General features: G+C 42.5%; 17 protein-coding genes. 4 read left to right on the top strand and 13 right to left on the bottom strand.

Annotated features, from left to right (window positions below):
- Positions 1–125 precede the first annotated feature (125 nt).
- Positions 126–557 carry a hypothetical protein gene (locus Q4591_RS14180; RefSeq protein ID WP_102475916.1) on the top strand — a complete coding sequence of 144 codons (432 nt, stop codon included), beginning with the start codon at positions 126–128 and terminating at the stop codon, positions 555–557.
- Between the two features lie 284 nt (positions 558–841).
- Here the strand turns inward: Q4591_RS14180 and Q4591_RS14175 are convergent, their stop codons facing one another.
- From Q4591_RS14175 to Q4591_RS14165, 3 genes are all read right to left on the bottom strand, one after another.
- Positions 842–1750 carry a phosphoribulokinase gene (locus tag Q4591_RS14175; RefSeq protein ID WP_303461568.1) on the bottom strand — a complete coding sequence of 303 codons (909 nt, stop codon included), beginning with the start codon at positions 1748–1750 and terminating at the stop codon, positions 842–844.
- A 148-nt stretch (positions 1751–1898) separates the two neighbouring features.
- Positions 1899–2165, bottom strand: coding sequence for a YheU family protein (locus Q4591_RS14170; RefSeq protein WP_102439914.1), 267 nt, complete (start codon positions 2163–2165; stop codon positions 1899–1901).
- 2 nt (positions 2166–2167) lie between these two features.
- A complete protein-coding gene (locus tag Q4591_RS14165) occupies positions 2168–3130 on the bottom strand; it encodes a hydrolase (protein WP_102439913.1) in 963 nt (320 codons plus the stop codon).
- Positions 3131–3228: 98 nt separating this feature from the next.
- On the opposite strand from Q4591_RS14165, the gene Q4591_RS14160 reads away from it, so the two are divergent.
- Both Q4591_RS14160 and Q4591_RS14155 read left to right on the top strand, forming a co-directional pair.
- On the top strand, positions 3229–3729 hold the full coding sequence (locus Q4591_RS14160; protein ID WP_102520645.1) for a TAT leader-containing periplasmic protein: 501 nt from the start codon (positions 3229–3231) through the stop codon (positions 3727–3729).
- A 35-nt stretch (positions 3730–3764) separates the two neighbouring features.
- Positions 3765–5360 carry a GMC family oxidoreductase gene (locus Q4591_RS14155; RefSeq protein WP_102439911.1) on the top strand — a complete coding sequence of 532 codons (1596 nt, stop codon included), beginning with the start codon at positions 3765–3767 and terminating at the stop codon, positions 5358–5360.
- A 31-nt stretch (positions 5361–5391) separates the two neighbouring features.
- Here the strand turns inward: Q4591_RS14155 and Q4591_RS14150 are convergent, their stop codons facing one another.
- On the bottom strand, positions 5392–5841 hold the full coding sequence (locus Q4591_RS14150; RefSeq protein ID WP_241901101.1) for a TIGR02444 family protein: 450 nt from the start codon (positions 5839–5841) through the stop codon (positions 5392–5394).
- Between the two features lie 31 nt (positions 5842–5872).
- Positions 5873–7783, bottom strand: a complete 1911-nt coding sequence (locus tag Q4591_RS14145; protein ID WP_102439909.1) for an ABC transporter ATP-binding protein — start codon at positions 7781–7783, stop codon at positions 5873–5875.
- A 164-nt stretch (positions 7784–7947) separates the two neighbouring features.
- Here Q4591_RS14145 and Q4591_RS14140 point away from each other — a divergent pair, with 164 nt between their 5' ends.
- Entirely contained in the window at positions 7948–8145 is a 198-nt protein-coding gene (locus Q4591_RS14140; protein WP_198589351.1) for a YheV family putative zinc ribbon protein, read from the top strand.
- A 151-nt stretch (positions 8146–8296) separates the two neighbouring features.
- Here the strand turns inward: Q4591_RS14140 and Q4591_RS14135 are convergent, their stop codons facing one another.
- The 8 genes from Q4591_RS14135 to sfsA all read right to left on the bottom strand — a co-directional run bounded on the left by Q4591_RS14135 (position 8297) and on the right by sfsA (position 15632).
- Complete coding sequence (locus Q4591_RS14135) at positions 8297–8833, bottom strand: DUF4124 domain-containing protein (RefSeq protein WP_102475919.1); 537 nt, start codon at positions 8831–8833, stop codon at positions 8297–8299.
- Positions 8834–9463: 630 nt separating this feature from the next.
- A complete protein-coding gene (gene panC / locus Q4591_RS14130; protein WP_303461586.1) occupies positions 9464–10309 on the bottom strand; it encodes a pantoate--beta-alanine ligase in 846 nt (281 codons plus the stop codon).
- 77 nt (positions 10310–10386) lie between these two features.
- A complete protein-coding gene (gene panB / locus Q4591_RS14125) occupies positions 10387–11181 on the bottom strand; it encodes a 3-methyl-2-oxobutanoate hydroxymethyltransferase (RefSeq protein ID WP_102435750.1) in 795 nt (264 codons plus the stop codon).
- A gap of 66 nt (positions 11182–11247) precedes the next feature.
- Positions 11248–11778: a 2-amino-4-hydroxy-6-hydroxymethyldihydropteridine diphosphokinase gene (folK, locus tag Q4591_RS14120; RefSeq protein ID WP_303461565.1), complete on the bottom strand. Its 531-nt coding sequence runs from the start codon at positions 11776–11778 to the stop codon at positions 11248–11250.
- A gap of 2 nt (positions 11779–11780) precedes the next feature.
- Positions 11781–13118, bottom strand: a complete 1338-nt coding sequence (locus tag Q4591_RS14115) for a polynucleotide adenylyltransferase PcnB (RefSeq protein ID WP_303413405.1) — start codon at positions 13116–13118, stop codon at positions 11781–11783.
- 167 nt (positions 13119–13285) lie between these two features.
- Positions 13286–14164, bottom strand: a complete 879-nt coding sequence (gene gluQRS / locus Q4591_RS14110; RefSeq protein WP_102435718.1) for a tRNA glutamyl-Q(34) synthetase GluQRS — start codon at positions 14162–14164, stop codon at positions 13286–13288.
- Between the two features lie 201 nt (positions 14165–14365).
- Positions 14366–14809, bottom strand: a complete 444-nt coding sequence (gene dksA, locus Q4591_RS14105; RefSeq protein ID WP_102435720.1) for an RNA polymerase-binding protein DksA — start codon at positions 14807–14809, stop codon at positions 14366–14368.
- 118 nt (positions 14810–14927) lie between these two features.
- Positions 14928–15632 carry a DNA/RNA nuclease SfsA gene (sfsA, locus tag Q4591_RS14100; RefSeq protein ID WP_102435722.1) on the bottom strand — a complete coding sequence of 235 codons (705 nt, stop codon included), beginning with the start codon at positions 15630–15632 and terminating at the stop codon, positions 14928–14930.
- Positions 15633–15714: the final 82 nt, after the last annotated feature.

Here is a 15714-nt window from a genome sequence, read left to right as displayed (position 1 = left end):
TGTTTGAATTGAAACGGCCAACAAGGCCGTTTTTTTGTGGCTAAATTTTAGTGCGCGTGGACAAATCATAGCTATTATTAGCTGATGATTAGAGTCAGTTTATTCATCACGACTAGGCGATCACAATGAATGGAATTGTAGATAATAAATTAAAGCTCTATCAGCTTACGGTGATATTTAGCTTACTGTTTTCGCTAATGGGATTCTCATATAACGTCTGGCGTATGGAGATAACAGAGCATAATAGCAATGTTAGAACAGCAAGTTTTGAAATGCTGCTAGAGCTAGCGCAATTAGAGCAATTGGTCTATGCGGCGCATTACGATAATGATACTGAATTAGGTAACCCTAGGGTGGGATGGGTCAAAGTGGGCTTAATTGAAGATTTAAGTTCATTAACCAATGATCAAGTCAGGCTTAAAGCACAAAATTTAACCTTAGTTTGGTCAGAACAATGGCAACAGATGCTAGAGAGCGAAGCTGCAAGTATGGAGATTACCGCTAAAATTGATTTGGTTCGGGCTGAGATAAAACGCTTACTGGTCTCGTTAAATTAACGGTTTAACAGGGCGAGTTGAAATGGTTTTAGTCTTAATTGAACGCGGCTTATAAGGGCGCTTCAAAGAGCAAGTGACAGGAACAGCGAATAATAGAAGCAGGTTTGCTGATATGCCCAAGTGCGCTAACAGATAAATAAGGGGGAATTAACACCCAAGAGCACATCAACTATCGTTCTTTCGCCTGAAGTCCCGACAGCGAGAATGATAATGGTTTAGGCTTAAATTAAGCTTAACCTGCCAAGTTTACTTGTATTACTTGTATTACTTGTATTAGTCGTTGCTTATTCTGCTGAGCTAGCATCATCGAGCTGTTGTACTTCATCGGCAGCTGCTTTTTTCTGCATAATATCTTTAATCAGTGGGGTTAATATTAACTCCATTGCTAATGACATCTTGCCACCAGGCACGACTAAAGTATTGATGCGTGACATAAACGAGCCGTCAATCATTCTTAAGTAATAAGGAAAATCAACATTGTCAATATCTCTAAAGCGGATCACCACAAAACTTTCGTCTAAGCTGGGGATGTCTTTAGCGCTAAATGGATTGGAGGTATCAACTGTAGGAACTCGTTGAAAGTTGATATGGGTGCGAGAAAATTGTGGCGTCATATGCTTAATATAATCATCCATACTGCGCACAATCGAGCCCATGACTTTTTCACGGCTATGGCCTCTGTCTGAGGTATCGCGAATAATTTTTTGAATCCACTCTAAATTGACAATGGGCACCATACCAATCAATAAATCTACGTGCTTGGCAACATTAGCATCTTCAGTGACGACGCCGCCATGCAAACCCTCGTAATACAGCATATCGGTTTTTTCAGGTAATGGGTGCCACTGGGTAAATGTGCCGGGCATTTGGTTAAATGGCACCGCTTCATCAAAAGTATGTAAGTAGCTACGGGTTTGGCCTTGGCCTGTTTCGGCATAGCTTTTAAAGCACTCTTCAAGTTTGACGAAATTATTGGCTTCAGGGCCAAAGTAACTGAGGTTGTTATTTTCAGCCTGTGATTTTCGAATTAATACTTCCATCTCTGCACGGGTGAAGTTATGGAAACTATCCCCTTCAATAAACGCTGCATTAATGCCCAGCTGGCGGAAGATATGAGTAAATGCTGTGGTCGTTGTTGTTGTGCCTGCGCCAGATGAGCCAGTAACAGCAATAATGGGGTGTTTAATAGACATTTATCCTACCTAGATCAAACGTGAAGAAGTTAATTATGATGACAATTCAGTATTTTATAATCCGTTAGTCATTCACATTCACATGTTTCAACCTGAAGAAAAACAGACTCTATTTATACGGCTTGAAACGGGTTAGGTCAATCTTGCATTAAAAGAATGGCTCTTTGTCATCACTGTTTGGATGAATGATCTGCTGTTTTTGTCTAATGGCAATGGATTCATCTTCTTCGCTAAATTCAACGATGAGTTCGCCTTGTTTTAAAGCTTGTTTACATTGATTTATGGCATTTTGTAACTGAGCGTCATCGGTTTGGCCAAAAGAGCCATCTTCAATTTGGGTAAACAAGTACTCTTTAATTAAATTGTCTAATGTTGCTGGTGGCAGTTGTAGCAAGGCATCATAAGGAATAAGCATAATTAGCTCTTTAAAAAATGGATAATTCTTGATTCAAGGTAAAAACGTGGCTTCCAAGGAACGCCGCCGCTGATAAAGCCAACATGGCCGCCCTTAGGGTGTAACTCGTATTCCACATGTTCTGATAATTCTACTGCCGCAGGAATGACATCATCGGTCATGAAAGGATCGTCTTGAGCATGGATAACTAAGGTCGACTTGCTGACATTTTTTAAAAAAGGCTTACCACTGGCTCTTTGGTAGTAATCATTAACGTCAGCAAAACCGTGTAAAGGAGCCGTCACTTTATCATCGAATAAATAAAAGGTGCTTAATTGCTGAATTTGCGCTTCAGTGACGGGCATTTTCTCAACCAAATTGCTTTGCAGTACTTTGCTGTGCATTTTGGCTTGCAGTTGCTTTATTAAATGCTGCTGATAAACTTTTGAAAAGCCCTTTTCTAATTTTTTAGCACAGGCTGCGAGCCACAAAGGCGCTGAAACAATTATGGTTTTTTCTAGCAAGCTTTGCTCGCCTTGTTCACCTTGATATTTTGCCAGTACATTGCCGCCTAGGCTGTAGCCGACGGCATACAGTGGTGATTCTGGGTACTGCTGATGTAACTGAGTTAGGGTAAAGTGAATATCTTCGGTGTCGCCACTATGGTAACTTCTGGCTAACCGATTTGGCTCGCCTGAGCAACTACGGTGATGATGGACAACAGCGCATAAGCCATGGTTTTGGGCGGTTTGTAGCATACGCCTGACGTAGTGTGATTCACTACTGCCTTCAAGTCCATGGAGGATCACTAAAATTGGCTGGCCATTTTGCGGCTTGCCTAACCAATCCAAATCAATAAAATCACCGTCAGTCAGCTCTTGGCGCTGTCTGTGGGTGTCTGGTTTGGCCACCTTAAATAAAACAGGTAAAATCGTTTGAATATGAGGACTTACTGCCCACCATGGTGGAGTGAAAATCTTTTTCATAAGGGTATGTATAGTGCAATAGTTTGTGAATGTTCAAACGTATGTTTAAATGTTGTTAGCGACCACTTTATCACAGATGTTTGCAGCAAGGGATAACTATGAAACGAAGAACCTTTTTGGCTGGCGCCTTTACCGGTACCGCTGCGCTGGCCTTGGGTGTGAGTTTATACACCCCAGACATTACCGATCATCCTGATGAAAATCATCGTTTACTTTTTAATGTGCTAATCCCTATTTTTATGGATGGCACTTTGCCAGAAGTTGCTAATTATCGCGAAGCCTTTATTAATCGTACCATAGTCGCGATTAATCAAACCATCAGTGTGCTGCCTGATGATCAAAAAAGCGAGATTAATCAGCTATTAAATCTACTTGAGAGCCGGATGGGTTTATTGCTGCTAACGAGTAGCCTGACGCCATTGATGCTTCGCTCTGCTGATGAGTTAGTGTTGATGCTAGAAGAGTGGCGCCATCATTTTCTGCAAATGCTGCAAACTGCCTATCTTGGCTTACGGGAATTAGTGCTATCCAGTTATTATGCCTGCCCAGAGCATTGGGGACGGTTACATTACGCTAAACCCACTTTTTTGACAGTCTAATTTTCTTTGATGTAAACCGTGTTTAGGAGTGAGACGTGGCCGCTAATATTATTGACCCCATTACAGAAGGTTTAAAAGCCGGCTGGCAACATATTGATGCGAGTAAACTTGAAAACGATCAGCATTTTGAAGCAGACGTAGTGATTGTCGGCACGGGCGCGGGGGGCGGAACGGCAGCTGAAATCCTCACTCAAGCGGGTCTTAAGGTCATCATGGTTGAAGCTGGACCACTTAAATCGTCCAGTGATTTTAATATGGAAGAGCGCCGTGCTTACCCTGATCTATATCAGCAAGCAGCAGCGATGAAAACCGCTGACAAAGGTATTGGTATTTTTCAAGGTCGCAGTGTGGGCGGCTCAACGACGGTTAATTGGACCACCTCAATTCGTACACCTGAGCAAGCCTTAGCATTTTGGGCCCAAGAAAAGTCAGTTAAAGGCCTATCGTCAGAAAGCTTATTGCCATGGTTTGAAAAAATGGAAACGCGGCTAAATATCAGCGAGTGGCAATTTCAACCTAACCGTAATAATGCGGCCTTAAAAGAAGGCTGTGAAAAACTCGGTTGGGAATATACGGTGATCAAACGTAATGTTAAAGGTTGCTGGAATACAGGTTATTGCGGTATGGGGTGCCCGGTCAACGCTAAGCAGTCTATGCTGGTCACCACCATACCGAGTGCCTTAGAGCAAGGCGCTCAGTTAATATCAAACGCTAAAATTACTGATCTACAGCATAAAGCCGATAAAGTGACTGGTTTAACCGCCAGAGCGCCTCTTGCTTCAGGCCATGGCGCGACTCTGACTTTTAAGGCGAAGCACTATATTCTTAGTGCGGGTGCTCTTCATACGCCGACGATTTTAATGCGTGCTAATACCCCAGATCCTTATCAGCTTTTAGGTAAAACTTTTCTTCATCCTACTTTGTTATCAGGCAGCATTTTTGATAAGCAAATTGATGGCCATAGCGGCGCGCCGCAATCGATATATTCCGATGAATTTGTATGGCGTGATGGCGCTGCTGGAGAGCTGGGTTATAAATTAGAAGTGCCCCCGATCCATCCAGTATTAATCGCATCAAAAACCATTGGTTATGGTCGTAGTCATGCCGAGTTAATGACCCAGTTTAACAATTTACAGGTGATGATTGCCTTAGTGCGTGATGGCTATTCGGCTCAGTCTCCAGGTGGGCAAGTACGCTTAACTGATACCGGCTTTGCGTTAGATTATCCGCTACAAAAACCTTTTTGGGATGCGGCGAGAAGGGCGTTTGCCACTATGGCAGAGCTGCAATTTGCTGCAGGTGCTAATGCCGTGTTGCCCATTAATGATGGTGTTGGCAAGCAGCTTAACTGGCAACAAGCCAAGCAAACCATTGCCACTATGGATATTGGTTTATTAAAAACCATTGTAGCCTCTGCCCATGTAATGGGCGGTTGCGCTATGGGAGAAGATAAAACCCTATCGATGGTCAATAGTGAGGGGAGCTCCCATTATTTTGAAAACTTGTCAGTTATGGATGGCTCCATGTTTCCAACTAGTTTAGGTGCTAATCCGCAGCTATCGATTTACGCGATTGTGGCCCGAAATGCGACCTTATTGGCAGAGCGTTTAAAGCCGTCAGTTAAGGTTTAATGCTATGTGATTTTGTTAGTCTGCAGCGGTATTAAATTGCGTGTAAATTTTTAAAATCATCATGGTTAATCCCGAATAATGATAAGTAGTTATCGGTATTTTCATTTGCGCAATGCTGATTCGCTTTAATCTCTGGGGTAACAGTGTTGAGTTTTGTTAGTAGCATTTGCTGGGATTTACGTTCCAGCATTAACTCAATGTCGAGCATCTGCTGATATTCATTAGCTTTAATATGCTCTTTCGCTAAACGGCGCAAGGTGCGATAAGGGTTAACGACCTTGGTGTCCCAATCGTTTATGGTAGCCGCTAACGCTTGCCATTGGACTAAGGGCAGTAGATAGCCTTTTTTATCAAGGTATTGCGCCAGTAGCAGCATGTTAACATTCACTTGGTAAGCATCCTGAAGGCTGATGTAGCGCTTAGGTTCAATAGCGTATTGGCTTTCACATTCTCGCCATAGTAATGAATTAAACTGCTGCACTGATCCTATCCCTTGTTATCTGCATTATGAATTAACCGATACCAAACTCTTGTTCGATGATTTCAATTTCTTCTTGTAGCTCAAACCAGTTCATTTCACTTTCGTCCATTGATTGGGTGAGCGTGGTTCTTTCATTGAGTACTTTGGTCATTTTAGCTTTATTTTCAGCTTCATAAAGTGAACCATCAGCTAACTCTATTTCTAATTCTGCTAATCTGGCAGTGATTTTTTGTTGCTCAGTTTCTAACTTTATTTGTTTTTTACGCAGTGGCGATACTTTTTGTCTTAGCTCTGCTTCAATGCGTTTTTGCTGCTTTTTATCAATACTTGGAGTTGCCGAGCTATCTTTGCTGCTATTGGACTGAGCCGCTTTAGCCGCATCTAATAACCATTGATGATAGTCATCTAAATCACCTTGGAATGGTTTAACAGCGCCTTGGTCTACTAAGTAGTAATCGCTACAGCTTAAACGTAAAAGATGTCGATCATGTGACACAATCACCATCGCACCTTCAAATGTTTGCAGCGCCATGGTCAATGCGTGACGCATTTCTAAATCCAAGTGGTTGGTGGGCTCATCGAGTAACAGTACGTTAGGACGCTGCCAAACTAATAGTGCCAACACTAAGCGCGCTTTTTCGCCACCAGAGAACGGTCTAACGGGGGCAAGTGCCATATCGCCATTAAAACCAAAACCGCCGAGAAAGTTTCTAAGTTCTAGCTCTTTTGCGTTAGGCGCTAATCGCACCATGTGCTGTAACGGGGTATCATCAAGACTTAAAAATTCAATTTGATGCTGAGCAAAATAACCAATATTCATTCCTGGATTAGGTTGGTATCTACCCGTTTTGGGTTGTAATTGACCCGATAGCAACTTAATTAAGGTTGATTTACCCGCGCCATTTCGGCCCAGCAAGCCAATACGTGCACCTGGTACTAAGTTAAGCTCCACTTCGCTAAGGATGGTTTTATCATCATAGCCAATAGAGACTTTCTCCATAGTCACTAATGGGTTAGGCAAGGCTTCAGGCTCACGAAATGCCATGTGAAATGGGCTGTCTGCATGGGATGGCAGTAAGTTAGCCATTTTCTCCAGCGCTTTTAAGCGGCTTTGGGCTTGTTTAGCTTTACTGGCTTTGTAGCGGAAGCGGTCAACAAAGCTCTGCATATGTGCCCGTTCTTTTTGTTGACGCTCATAGGCCACTTGCTGCTGCGCCATACGTTCGGCGCGGATCCGCTCAAAGGAGCTGTAGTTGCCTTTGTAGTAATTAAGCTTAGTATGTTCAACGTGAACAATTTCATCCACGATACCATCAATAAAATCGCGGTCATGGCTGATTAAGATCAGGGTACCTTGATAGGCCTTAATCCAGCCTTCTAGCCAGTACATGGTGTCTAAATCTAAATGGTTGGTGGGCTCATCCAGCAGCAGTAAGTCTGAGCGGCACAACAGTGCTTGAGCAAGGTTGAGTCGCATTCGCCAACCACCTGAAAAGCTCTTTACAGGATTGCTTTGCTCCGCTTCGCTAAAGCCTAGGCCTGCCAACAATGAGCCGGCGCGAGATTTAATCGCATAGCCGCCAATCGCATCAATTTTACCGTGGATGAGGGCAATTTTATGGCCGTCATCTTCATCTTGAGCTTTGTTTAATTGAACTTCAAGCTCTCGAAATTCACTATCACCATCAAGCACATATTCCAGTGCAGACACCTCTAGCGCAGGCGTTTCTTGGGCTACAGTGGCTATTTGCCAACCAGCAGGAAGGCTAAACTCACCCTTGTCAAGTTGTAACTGCCCCAAAATCAACGCTAACAGGGTTGATTTTCCGGTTCCATTGGCCCCGACCAGTCCCACTTTATGGCCCGGGTAAACGGTAAGGTTGGCATCATCGAGTAAGGTTTTAGTTCCGCGAATGAGCTGAGCTTGGCTGATGTTGATCATGAATAGCAACTTGATTGGAGTGAATACGTAAAGTGCAGTGATAATAACGTATCCCAATGCTGAATGACATTTTATTTCTGTGAAATAGTGAGACGCTTTGGCTGAAATCATGGCAAAATAGCGTCACAGGAATTGCACAATTACATTAGAAAAATAACAACATTATGCCAAAAATTAAAAAGCGCTTCGTTGCAGGAGCAAAGTGTCCTAAATGTCACGCCCAAGACAGTATCGTATTATTCAAAGAAAATGGTATTGAAACTGTGGAATGTACTGATTGTGATTACCGAGAGCAACAAACGGAAGCTAAAGTGGCTGAAAAAGCCAATGGCAATATGATCGGAGTATTTAAGCCAGATTAGCGGCTGGAGTAACTGGCTTTGCTTCTCAAGAATATTGAGTTTGGACTAGTGTTTAAGTTGATACTGGCTGTTTAAGTTGAGGCTAGCTGGTGAGGTCGATAATCAGTACTTAGCTAAAATGAAAGCGACTAAAAATCACTTTTAGTCGCGGCTAGCCTTCTTTTTGTGCCAGTGATGTTGGCGCATCACTTTCTTCGATGATTTTCTTTTTATGATCAGTTAATACGATGATAACTTGACGATTATTGCTCATAAGCTCGTCAAAGCGTGAATTGATTTCTTTCAAATCTTTAATGTAATCAGGGTCATCTTTTTCTTTTTTATGCCAATAGCGATTACGATCAAGTTTTTGGATTTCACTGGCGCGCAGAATTTCGAAGTAGCTGTTTTCTTGCTTCAATCGATACACTTCACTATCAAGCAGCTGAATTAACTTCTCTTTTGAAATGGTTTTTTTCTTCAGTAGGGCTTTGAGCGGGTCTTCTTTAAGGACAACTTTATCAGAGTCGATTTCGGTAGTGATCCCTAATTGAAATTCGATTTTGTGCTGACGATACTCTTTCGGGCAGACAGTTTGACTAAAGACGACGCGTTCATCTTTCATGCACTTATAAATGCCATTGGCTGATGCGATAGGGCTTGCAATCAACGCTAGCAAAATGAATGTTTGTAATAGTCTACTTGGCATGCGGCCACAGATCCTTTTGTCTAACCGATATCGTATCAACTTAGGTGTTGGGTTTATATCAGAAGGTTACCGCTTGGAGGCTCAATATCCATTGAGTTCCGCTGGTTGTTAATTATTATAGTCGGTTATTGCTGTAATGCTTTAGCATACTTTTTAACTATGGCTTAATTTGGGTGAGAATGCCAGTTTTTTGACGCTGGTTTTATAATGTAATAGTAAAAAATCACTATAAATTTGTAATACTTAGTGGACATTGGGTTAAGTCTTACACTGTCAATGGCGAATGGCTTAACGACTAAAAGTAAGGTTATTGATTCGGTGAGGTTTTCGCCAAAATTCAGTAATAAGTATTACAAAGTGATGATATGTTTCTGATTTAGCAATTACGATCGTAAGGCTTAGTGAATCCTCTTCTAAGTATTACTATCGAACAAGCCAACTAGCGAATGACTTAACGGCTAAAACTCAGGTTGTCGATTAGGCGAATATTGGCTAAAAAGGGCAGTAAAGCGAATTTCAAAATAACTATCTATTTGGATTAAAAATCATAATCATAATCAGAGTCAGCAATTAGACTAGTAAGACTTAGTGAATTCTCTTCTAAGTCTTACTAACGAACAAGCCAATGGTTTAACGACTAAAAGTTAGATTGTCGATTAGGCGAGTATTGCCCAGATAGGCCGCGACAAGTATAACAAAATGGTTATCTTCAGCTGTCACTGGGGCTAAAGTCGCTGCGTTTCTTACCGCTAAAAAGTCCATTTTAAAACCTGCATCAATGAGCTGTTGTTTAGCTACTTCAATGGCTAGCTCAATGGTTTCTCCAGCGGTCACTTGAGCGGCAACATAATCCATTACCTTCTTTATGCTTGTGGCTTGGATTTTTTGCTGGGCAGATAAATAGCCATTTCTAGAGCTCATAGCGAGCCCTGATGCTTCTCGAACAGTGTCGATGCCGATGATGTCGATAGGCAGAGATAAGTCTTCAACCATGGCGGTGATGACCATCAACTGTTGATAATCTTTACGACCAAACAGGGCGATATCCGCTTGAACAATATTAAATAGTTTACAAACTATGGTTGCCACACCGCGGAAGTGTCCGGGACGACTGGCGCCGCAAAACTCTTCGCCTATTTTAGGTACTTCAACAAAGGTCTGATTCTCTAAGCCTTTAGGGTAAATAATCTCTGCTGTCGGTGTGAATAGTAGCTCTGCACCCGCATTAATCAGTGCATTCTGATCATCTGCTAGGGTGCGCGGATAAGCTGCTAAATCTTCATGTTGTCCAAACTGCATTGGATTAACAAAAATAGACACCACCACATGATCGGCTCTTTTAAGCGCTTCAGTAACTAATCTAATGTGACCTTGGTGTAAATTGCCCATGGTTGGCACAAACGCAACGGTTTCACCTTGCATATGCCATTGCTTTACTTGCTTTCTAATCTCAGCAATATTCGCGGTGGTGATCATCATTTTTACCTAAACTATTTATCCAAAATATCTATCGATTTAATTAATTGGTTCACTATTAATTAATTGGTTCACTATTAATTAAATGAGTGTTCATCAGCAGGGAAACTGCCATTGGCAACTTCTTCGATATAGGCTCTTATTGCCGCGCGTATTTCGCCAGTTTGCTTGAGGTAGTTTTTAGAAAACTTTGGAATGTAACCACTGGAGATCCCCAGTACATCATGCATGACCAAAATTTGGCCATCAGTATCAGGACCTGCACCAATACCAATTACCGGTATGGTAAGCGCTTCAGAGATTTTTTTCGCGAGTGCAGTTGGAATGCATTCAACTACTAATAATTGCGCGCCAGCGGCTTCTAAAGCTTTGGCATCATCAATCATACGTTGGGCTTTATCTTCTTCTCGGCCCTGAATTTTAAAGCCTCCAAATACGTGTACTGATTGCGGAGTTAACCCAAGGTGAGCACAGACAGGAATACCGCGTTCAGTGAGCATTTTAACGCTTTCAAGTAGCCATTCACCACCTTCCATTTTTACCATGGTTGCACCTGCTTGCATTAGGGTGCTGGCATTGCGCATGGTTTGTTCCGGTGTGGCGTAACTCATAAAAGGCATATCTGCGATAAGTAGGGCGCGTTTACAACCGCGGCTGACGCTGGCGGTGTGATAAGCAATGTCATCAACGGTCACAGGTAAGGTGTCATTGTGGCCTTGGAGCACCATGCCTAAGGAGTCGCCAACAAGAAGCACATCGACACCTTCGCTATCAAATGCGCCGGCAAAGCTGGCATCATAAGCGGTAAGGGCGGTAAATTTTTTACCTTCTTGTTTGAATTTTATCAGGGTTGAGCTAGTGACTTTTGACATAATAAACTCTGCAAAGAAATCATATTCAAATAATGGAAATACACTCTGAGCTACCATTACAATGGGTTAAATTTGAATTAACTCAGCTCGCATTTCAGTGGTAATAAGGTGTTGTAATTTAGTGTTACATGGTAGCACTAAATCGGCAGCAATATCTGCCAGTGGTATTAGCACAAAACTGCGTTGTTTCATGCCGTAATGGGGGACTGTTAATCTCGGTAAATCAACCATTAGCTCGCCATATAATAAAATATCGAGATCTAATGTTCTTGGTCCCCAGCGCAAATCTCTCACTCTACCTTGCTCATTCTCAATGGCCTGAAGGGCATCAAGTAAATCGATAGGGCTAAGAATGGTGCTAAAGCTAACTACGGCATTGACATAGTCAGGTTGCTTTACATCGCCCATTGGTCGTGAGCGATAATAATGAGAGACCTTTATATGATGATCTTGCCCTAAGCTTTTTATTGCAGTAACTGCATTATCTAATTGCTGCTCTGGGTTTTCAAGGTTAGCGCCAAGGGCAACAAATACCCTTGTTGCCTTTTCAGCGGCTTTGGTCGCCCTAGTGTGAACCTTAAGTGGTTTATGACTCATTGTTATTCTTGAGTATTAGCAGGCTTTGGAGCTGGCTTAGGCTTATTAGGGCGTCTACGTTTACGCTGCTGGGCGTTACGATTTCTGCTTGGGCCATTCTTGTTACCGCTTTTGGCGATATCAGTACGTTGTTGCTCATCGGCTTCAACAAATGACTGCCACCAATTGGCAATTTTACCAATATTGCCCGCTTCGGCTTCGCCGCGCAGTAATAATAAATCATAAGCAGCGCGGAATTTAGGGTGCTCTAATAATTTGAAGGCACGGGTGCCTTGGCTACGTTCTAGACGCAATTGTAGCTGCCAAATATCTTTTGCTGGAGTACTGAAGCGGCGTGGAATGCTAATGGTGCGACATTGCTGCTCCATCACATCACCCATAGCGGCAACATGAGCATCGTAATGACTTAAGCCACTTTCTAAGGCAATATCATCAGCACGTTGCTTGAGTGGATACCACAATAATGCCGCATAAAAGAAGGCGGGCGTTACCGGTTTATCTTGGCTGACGCGTAAGTCGGTACTGGCCATGACTGCCGTTAGCATTTTAGCGGTATTGCCACTGGGTTGCTCTTTGATTAACGCAGAAATTTGCGGAAATAGCGGCGCAAATAAACCAAAATCTTGCATCATGTTGTAGTTAGCTTCTGCTTTGCCAGCAAAAAATAACTTTAGCACTTCTTCGTACATACGCGCTGCAGGGATATCTTTTAATAATGGCGCTAATTCTTTTATTGGCGCAGCCGTTACCGGCTCAATGGTCATATCCAGTTTGGTAGCAAAGCGCACCGCACGTAACATCCGCACCGGATCTTCACGGTAACGAGTTTCAGGATCGCCAATCAGCTTGATGACTCTAGCATCGATATCATGAATACCACCGCCGTAGCTGTGGATAGAGTAGTCGCTAATGTCGTAATACAGGGCGTTAATAGTAAAGTCGCGACGTTCAGCGTCTTCATCTATTTCACCGTAGACATTGTCACGAAGTAGACGACCTTCAGCATTGGATTTGGAAATTTTGTCATCATTTTCATTGTGATGACCACGGAAGGTGGCGACTTCGATAACATCACGGCCAAAAACAATGTGTGCCAATCTAAATCTGCGGCCCACTAAGCGTGAGTTTCTAAAGAGCTTTTTAATTTCTTCAGGGGTCGCATTGGTGACCACATCAAAATCTTTCGGCTCCATACCTAATAGAATGTCACGAACACCACCGCCAACTAGGTAAGCTTTATAGCCAGATTTACTGAGTCTATAGAGTACTTTTAACGCATTTTCACTTATTTGGCGTCGAGAAATAGTATGGGCATCTCTGGTGACAATGTCCAAACGCAGGCCGTCATCTTGGCTTTGTGGCTCAATGACAGGAGTGGTTTTATTGTCTTCAAACAGCTGTTTGCAGAATTGACTTATACGGCGAAAAATAATACACCTCGAACGACATTATTAAATGGTTAAAAATCTGGCGGCTATGATATACCAAATGTTACTGAATGAGTATATCACTGCTCAATCAGAATCTCAGATAGTTGTGGAATTTGGCTAATCGCAAATTGCTCTGCGGCCTGTTTTAGCATGACATCGACATCATCAATATCAACTTGTTGTTGCCCAAGAAAGCGCAATGCGGCATTGATGCTGGCTTGGGGACGTTTTCGATCAATGGCATTAGCATAATTTTGCTTTGATAATTTAAACCCTGGCTTGGTGCAGGCTAAAGGTAGATGCAGCCAATTGGGGGAGTTAAAGCCCAAAATATTATTCATGCTTATTTGGCGGCAGCTGGTTTCCAGTAGATCGCAGCCTCTGACTATTTCAGTGATCTGTTGAAAGGCATCATCTAACACCACAGCTAATTGATAGGCGTAAAGGCCATCACTGCGTTTGATGATAAAGTCTTCAGCCGCAAAGCTGTGCTTTACCGTGACACTTCCCATCACTAAATCAGTAAAATGTTCAACCTGGGCGCTATTTCTGATACGAACGGCGCCTTGGGTTAATCGAGGGCGTAGCTGACCACAGCGGCTGTCATAAACGCCGCCCATTTGTTGAATTTTTTTTCGAGTGCAATGGCAAAAATAGCTAAGATCTTCTTTTAAGAGCTGCTCAATATGCTGCTGATAGATATCAAGCCGATGGCTTTGAAATAGCTCAGTATCATCCCAATGCAGGCCATAAGCCTCTAAGGTGGTCAATATATCACTGCTTGCACCAGCCACTTCTCTTGGTGGATCTATATCTTCAATCCTGACGAGCCATTTACCCTGTTGCTGTTTTGCCCGCAGGTAACTGCCAAGGGCTGCAATAAGGGAGCCAAAATGTAACGGGCCAGATGGGGACGGAGCAAAGCGACCAATATAAGCGGATGAGTTCAGCGACATAGCTTTTGCCTCGATTTATTGGTGTCGACCTAAAAGGTTACTGCTTTTATGCCATAGCGGATAAACAAGTTCTGTTAATCCTAAAAGTAAAAATCAAAAAATACAAAAGGCGAGAATAATCTCGCCTTTTGGTATCAATACTGCCCCGCCTCATAAATAGCAAGCTAGCAGTTTTGCTGTGTGACAAATGTATGGGCTATATTAGCCAGCCATTTGTCTTTCTTTTATTTCTGCAAGCGTCTTACAATCGATACATTGATCAGCTGTTGGACGTGCTTCTAAACGGCGAATACCGATTTCAACACCACATGAATCACAGAAACCGAAATCGTCTTCTTCAATTTTTTGTAGTGTTTTTTCAATTTTCTTGATCAGCTTACGTTCTCTGTCGCGTGCTCGAAGCTCTAAGCTAAATTCTTCTTCTTGAGCTGCACGGTCAACAGGATCTGGAAAATTAGCAGCTTCATCTTGCATATGGTTCAAGGTGCGATCAACTTCTTCGCGTAACTGATTACGCCAAGCGTCTAAGATGATCTTAAAATGAGAGCGTTGCTCTTCACCCATATACTCCTCGCCAGCTTTCTCCTGGTAAGGTTCTACACCTGCGATAGCGAGTACGCCAAGTTTTTTGGTGCCTTCAGGCATAACGCATCTCCTGTAATAATTAGTGATTTTATGTGCGTCTAAAATTTATGGCCGCTATCTATAGCAGAAACACTAGAGCGTGGCAAATTATTTGATTAGTAAGTTATACTTTTTTGAACTAAACAATGACTTTGCACTTACGAGTAATTTTGCTGGATAGCGCCGACAGTTCGGTTTGATATGCTAACACTTCAACCCCACTGTTAACTGCTTGCTTTAATAATTGTGCATATTGTGGATCGATATGCGCAGCAGCTTGAACGAGATTAATGCCGCTATGTTGGACGACAAAAAGTAATACCGCTCTGTGACCTAGACTAGCCATATGCATTAACTCACGCAAATGCTTTTGTCCACGAGTGGTAACTGAGTCAGGAAAGTAGCCTACTGCTTGCTCTAATAATGTACAGCTCTTTATCTCAACGTAACATAAAGGTTTAGTTTCATCACTGAGTAAAATGTCGATACGACTATTTTCATCACCATATTTCACTTCTCTTTTTAGTGATGCATAACCGCTAAGTTCAGTAATGACACCATTACTAATCGCCTCTTCGGCTAATGCATTGGCGCGGCCGGTATTAATGCCAATTAAATGATTGTCGGGGGTGGCACTGAGCTCCCAAGTATTTGGGTATTTTCTTTTGGGGTTATCTGAGCTGGAAAACCAAACTGTTTCACCGGGAAACAAACAGTTTTTCATCGAACCAGTATTGGGGCAGTGAATGGTGATTTCGCTACCATCATCAAGTTGCACATCGGCCAGAAAACGTTTGTAACGCCTCAATAAAGTACCTTGTTGTAAGGGAGGGCTAAAGTCCATTAAAAAGAATGCTCCTAAAATTATTTATTAACAATTATTTTTACTAAATGATGCTGAATTAGTCACGTTCATTTAGTGATTT

Origin of the sequence: Shewanella sp. 3_MG-2023, from assembly GCF_030548765.1 — a bacterium.
GTDB lineage: Bacteria > Pseudomonadota > Gammaproteobacteria > Enterobacterales > Shewanellaceae > Shewanella.
The sequence above is the reverse complement of the archived record's forward strand: the minus strand, read 5'-3'. Positions and strand labels throughout refer to the sequence as shown.

What these genes read in the sequence shown, in the direction of transcription:
- Q4591_RS14170 (WP_102439914.1), bottom strand. Translation starts at nt 2,165, where the DNA reads ATGCTTATTCCTTATGATGCCTTGCTACAACTGCCACCAGCAACATTA.
- Q4591_RS14145 (WP_102439909.1), bottom strand. Translation starts at nt 7,783, where the DNA reads ATGATCAACATCAGCCAAGCTCAGCTCATTCGCGGAACTAAAACCTTA.
- Q4591_RS14165 (WP_102439913.1), bottom strand. Translation starts at nt 3,130, where the DNA reads ATGAAAAAGATTTTCACTCCACCATGGTGGGCAGTAAGTCCTCATATT.
- dksA (WP_102435720.1), bottom strand. Translation starts at nt 14,809, where the DNA reads ATGCCTGAAGGCACCAAAAAACTTGGCGTACTCGCTATCGCAGGTGTA.
- Q4591_RS14140 (WP_198589351.1), top strand. Translation starts at nt 7,948, where the DNA reads ATGCCAAAAATTAAAAAGCGCTTCGTTGCAGGAGCAAAGTGTCCTAAA.
- panC (WP_303461586.1), bottom strand. Translation starts at nt 10,309, where the DNA reads ATGATCACCACCGCGAATATTGCTGAGATTAGAAAGCAAGTAAAGCAA.
- sfsA (WP_102435722.1), bottom strand. Translation starts at nt 15,632, where the DNA reads ATGGACTTTAGCCCTCCCTTACAACAAGGTACTTTATTGAGGCGTTAC.
- panB (WP_102435750.1), bottom strand. Translation starts at nt 11,181, where the DNA reads ATGTCAAAAGTCACTAGCTCAACCCTGATAAAATTCAAACAAGAAGGT.
- folK (WP_303461565.1), bottom strand. Translation starts at nt 11,778, where the DNA reads ATGAGTCATAAACCACTTAAGGTTCACACTAGGGCGACCAAAGCCGCT.
- Q4591_RS14135 (WP_102475919.1), bottom strand. Translation starts at nt 8,833, where the DNA reads ATGCCAAGTAGACTATTACAAACATTCATTTTGCTAGCGTTGATTGCA.
- Q4591_RS14180 (WP_102475916.1), top strand. Translation starts at nt 126, where the DNA reads ATGAATGGAATTGTAGATAATAAATTAAAGCTCTATCAGCTTACGGTG.
- Q4591_RS14160 (WP_102520645.1), top strand. Translation starts at nt 3,229, where the DNA reads ATGAAACGAAGAACCTTTTTGGCTGGCGCCTTTACCGGTACCGCTGCG.
- Q4591_RS14175 (WP_303461568.1), bottom strand. Translation starts at nt 1,750, where the DNA reads ATGTCTATTAAACACCCCATTATTGCTGTTACTGGCTCATCTGGCGCA.
- gluQRS (WP_102435718.1), bottom strand. Translation starts at nt 14,164, where the DNA reads ATGTCGCTGAACTCATCCGCTTATATTGGTCGCTTTGCTCCGTCCCCA.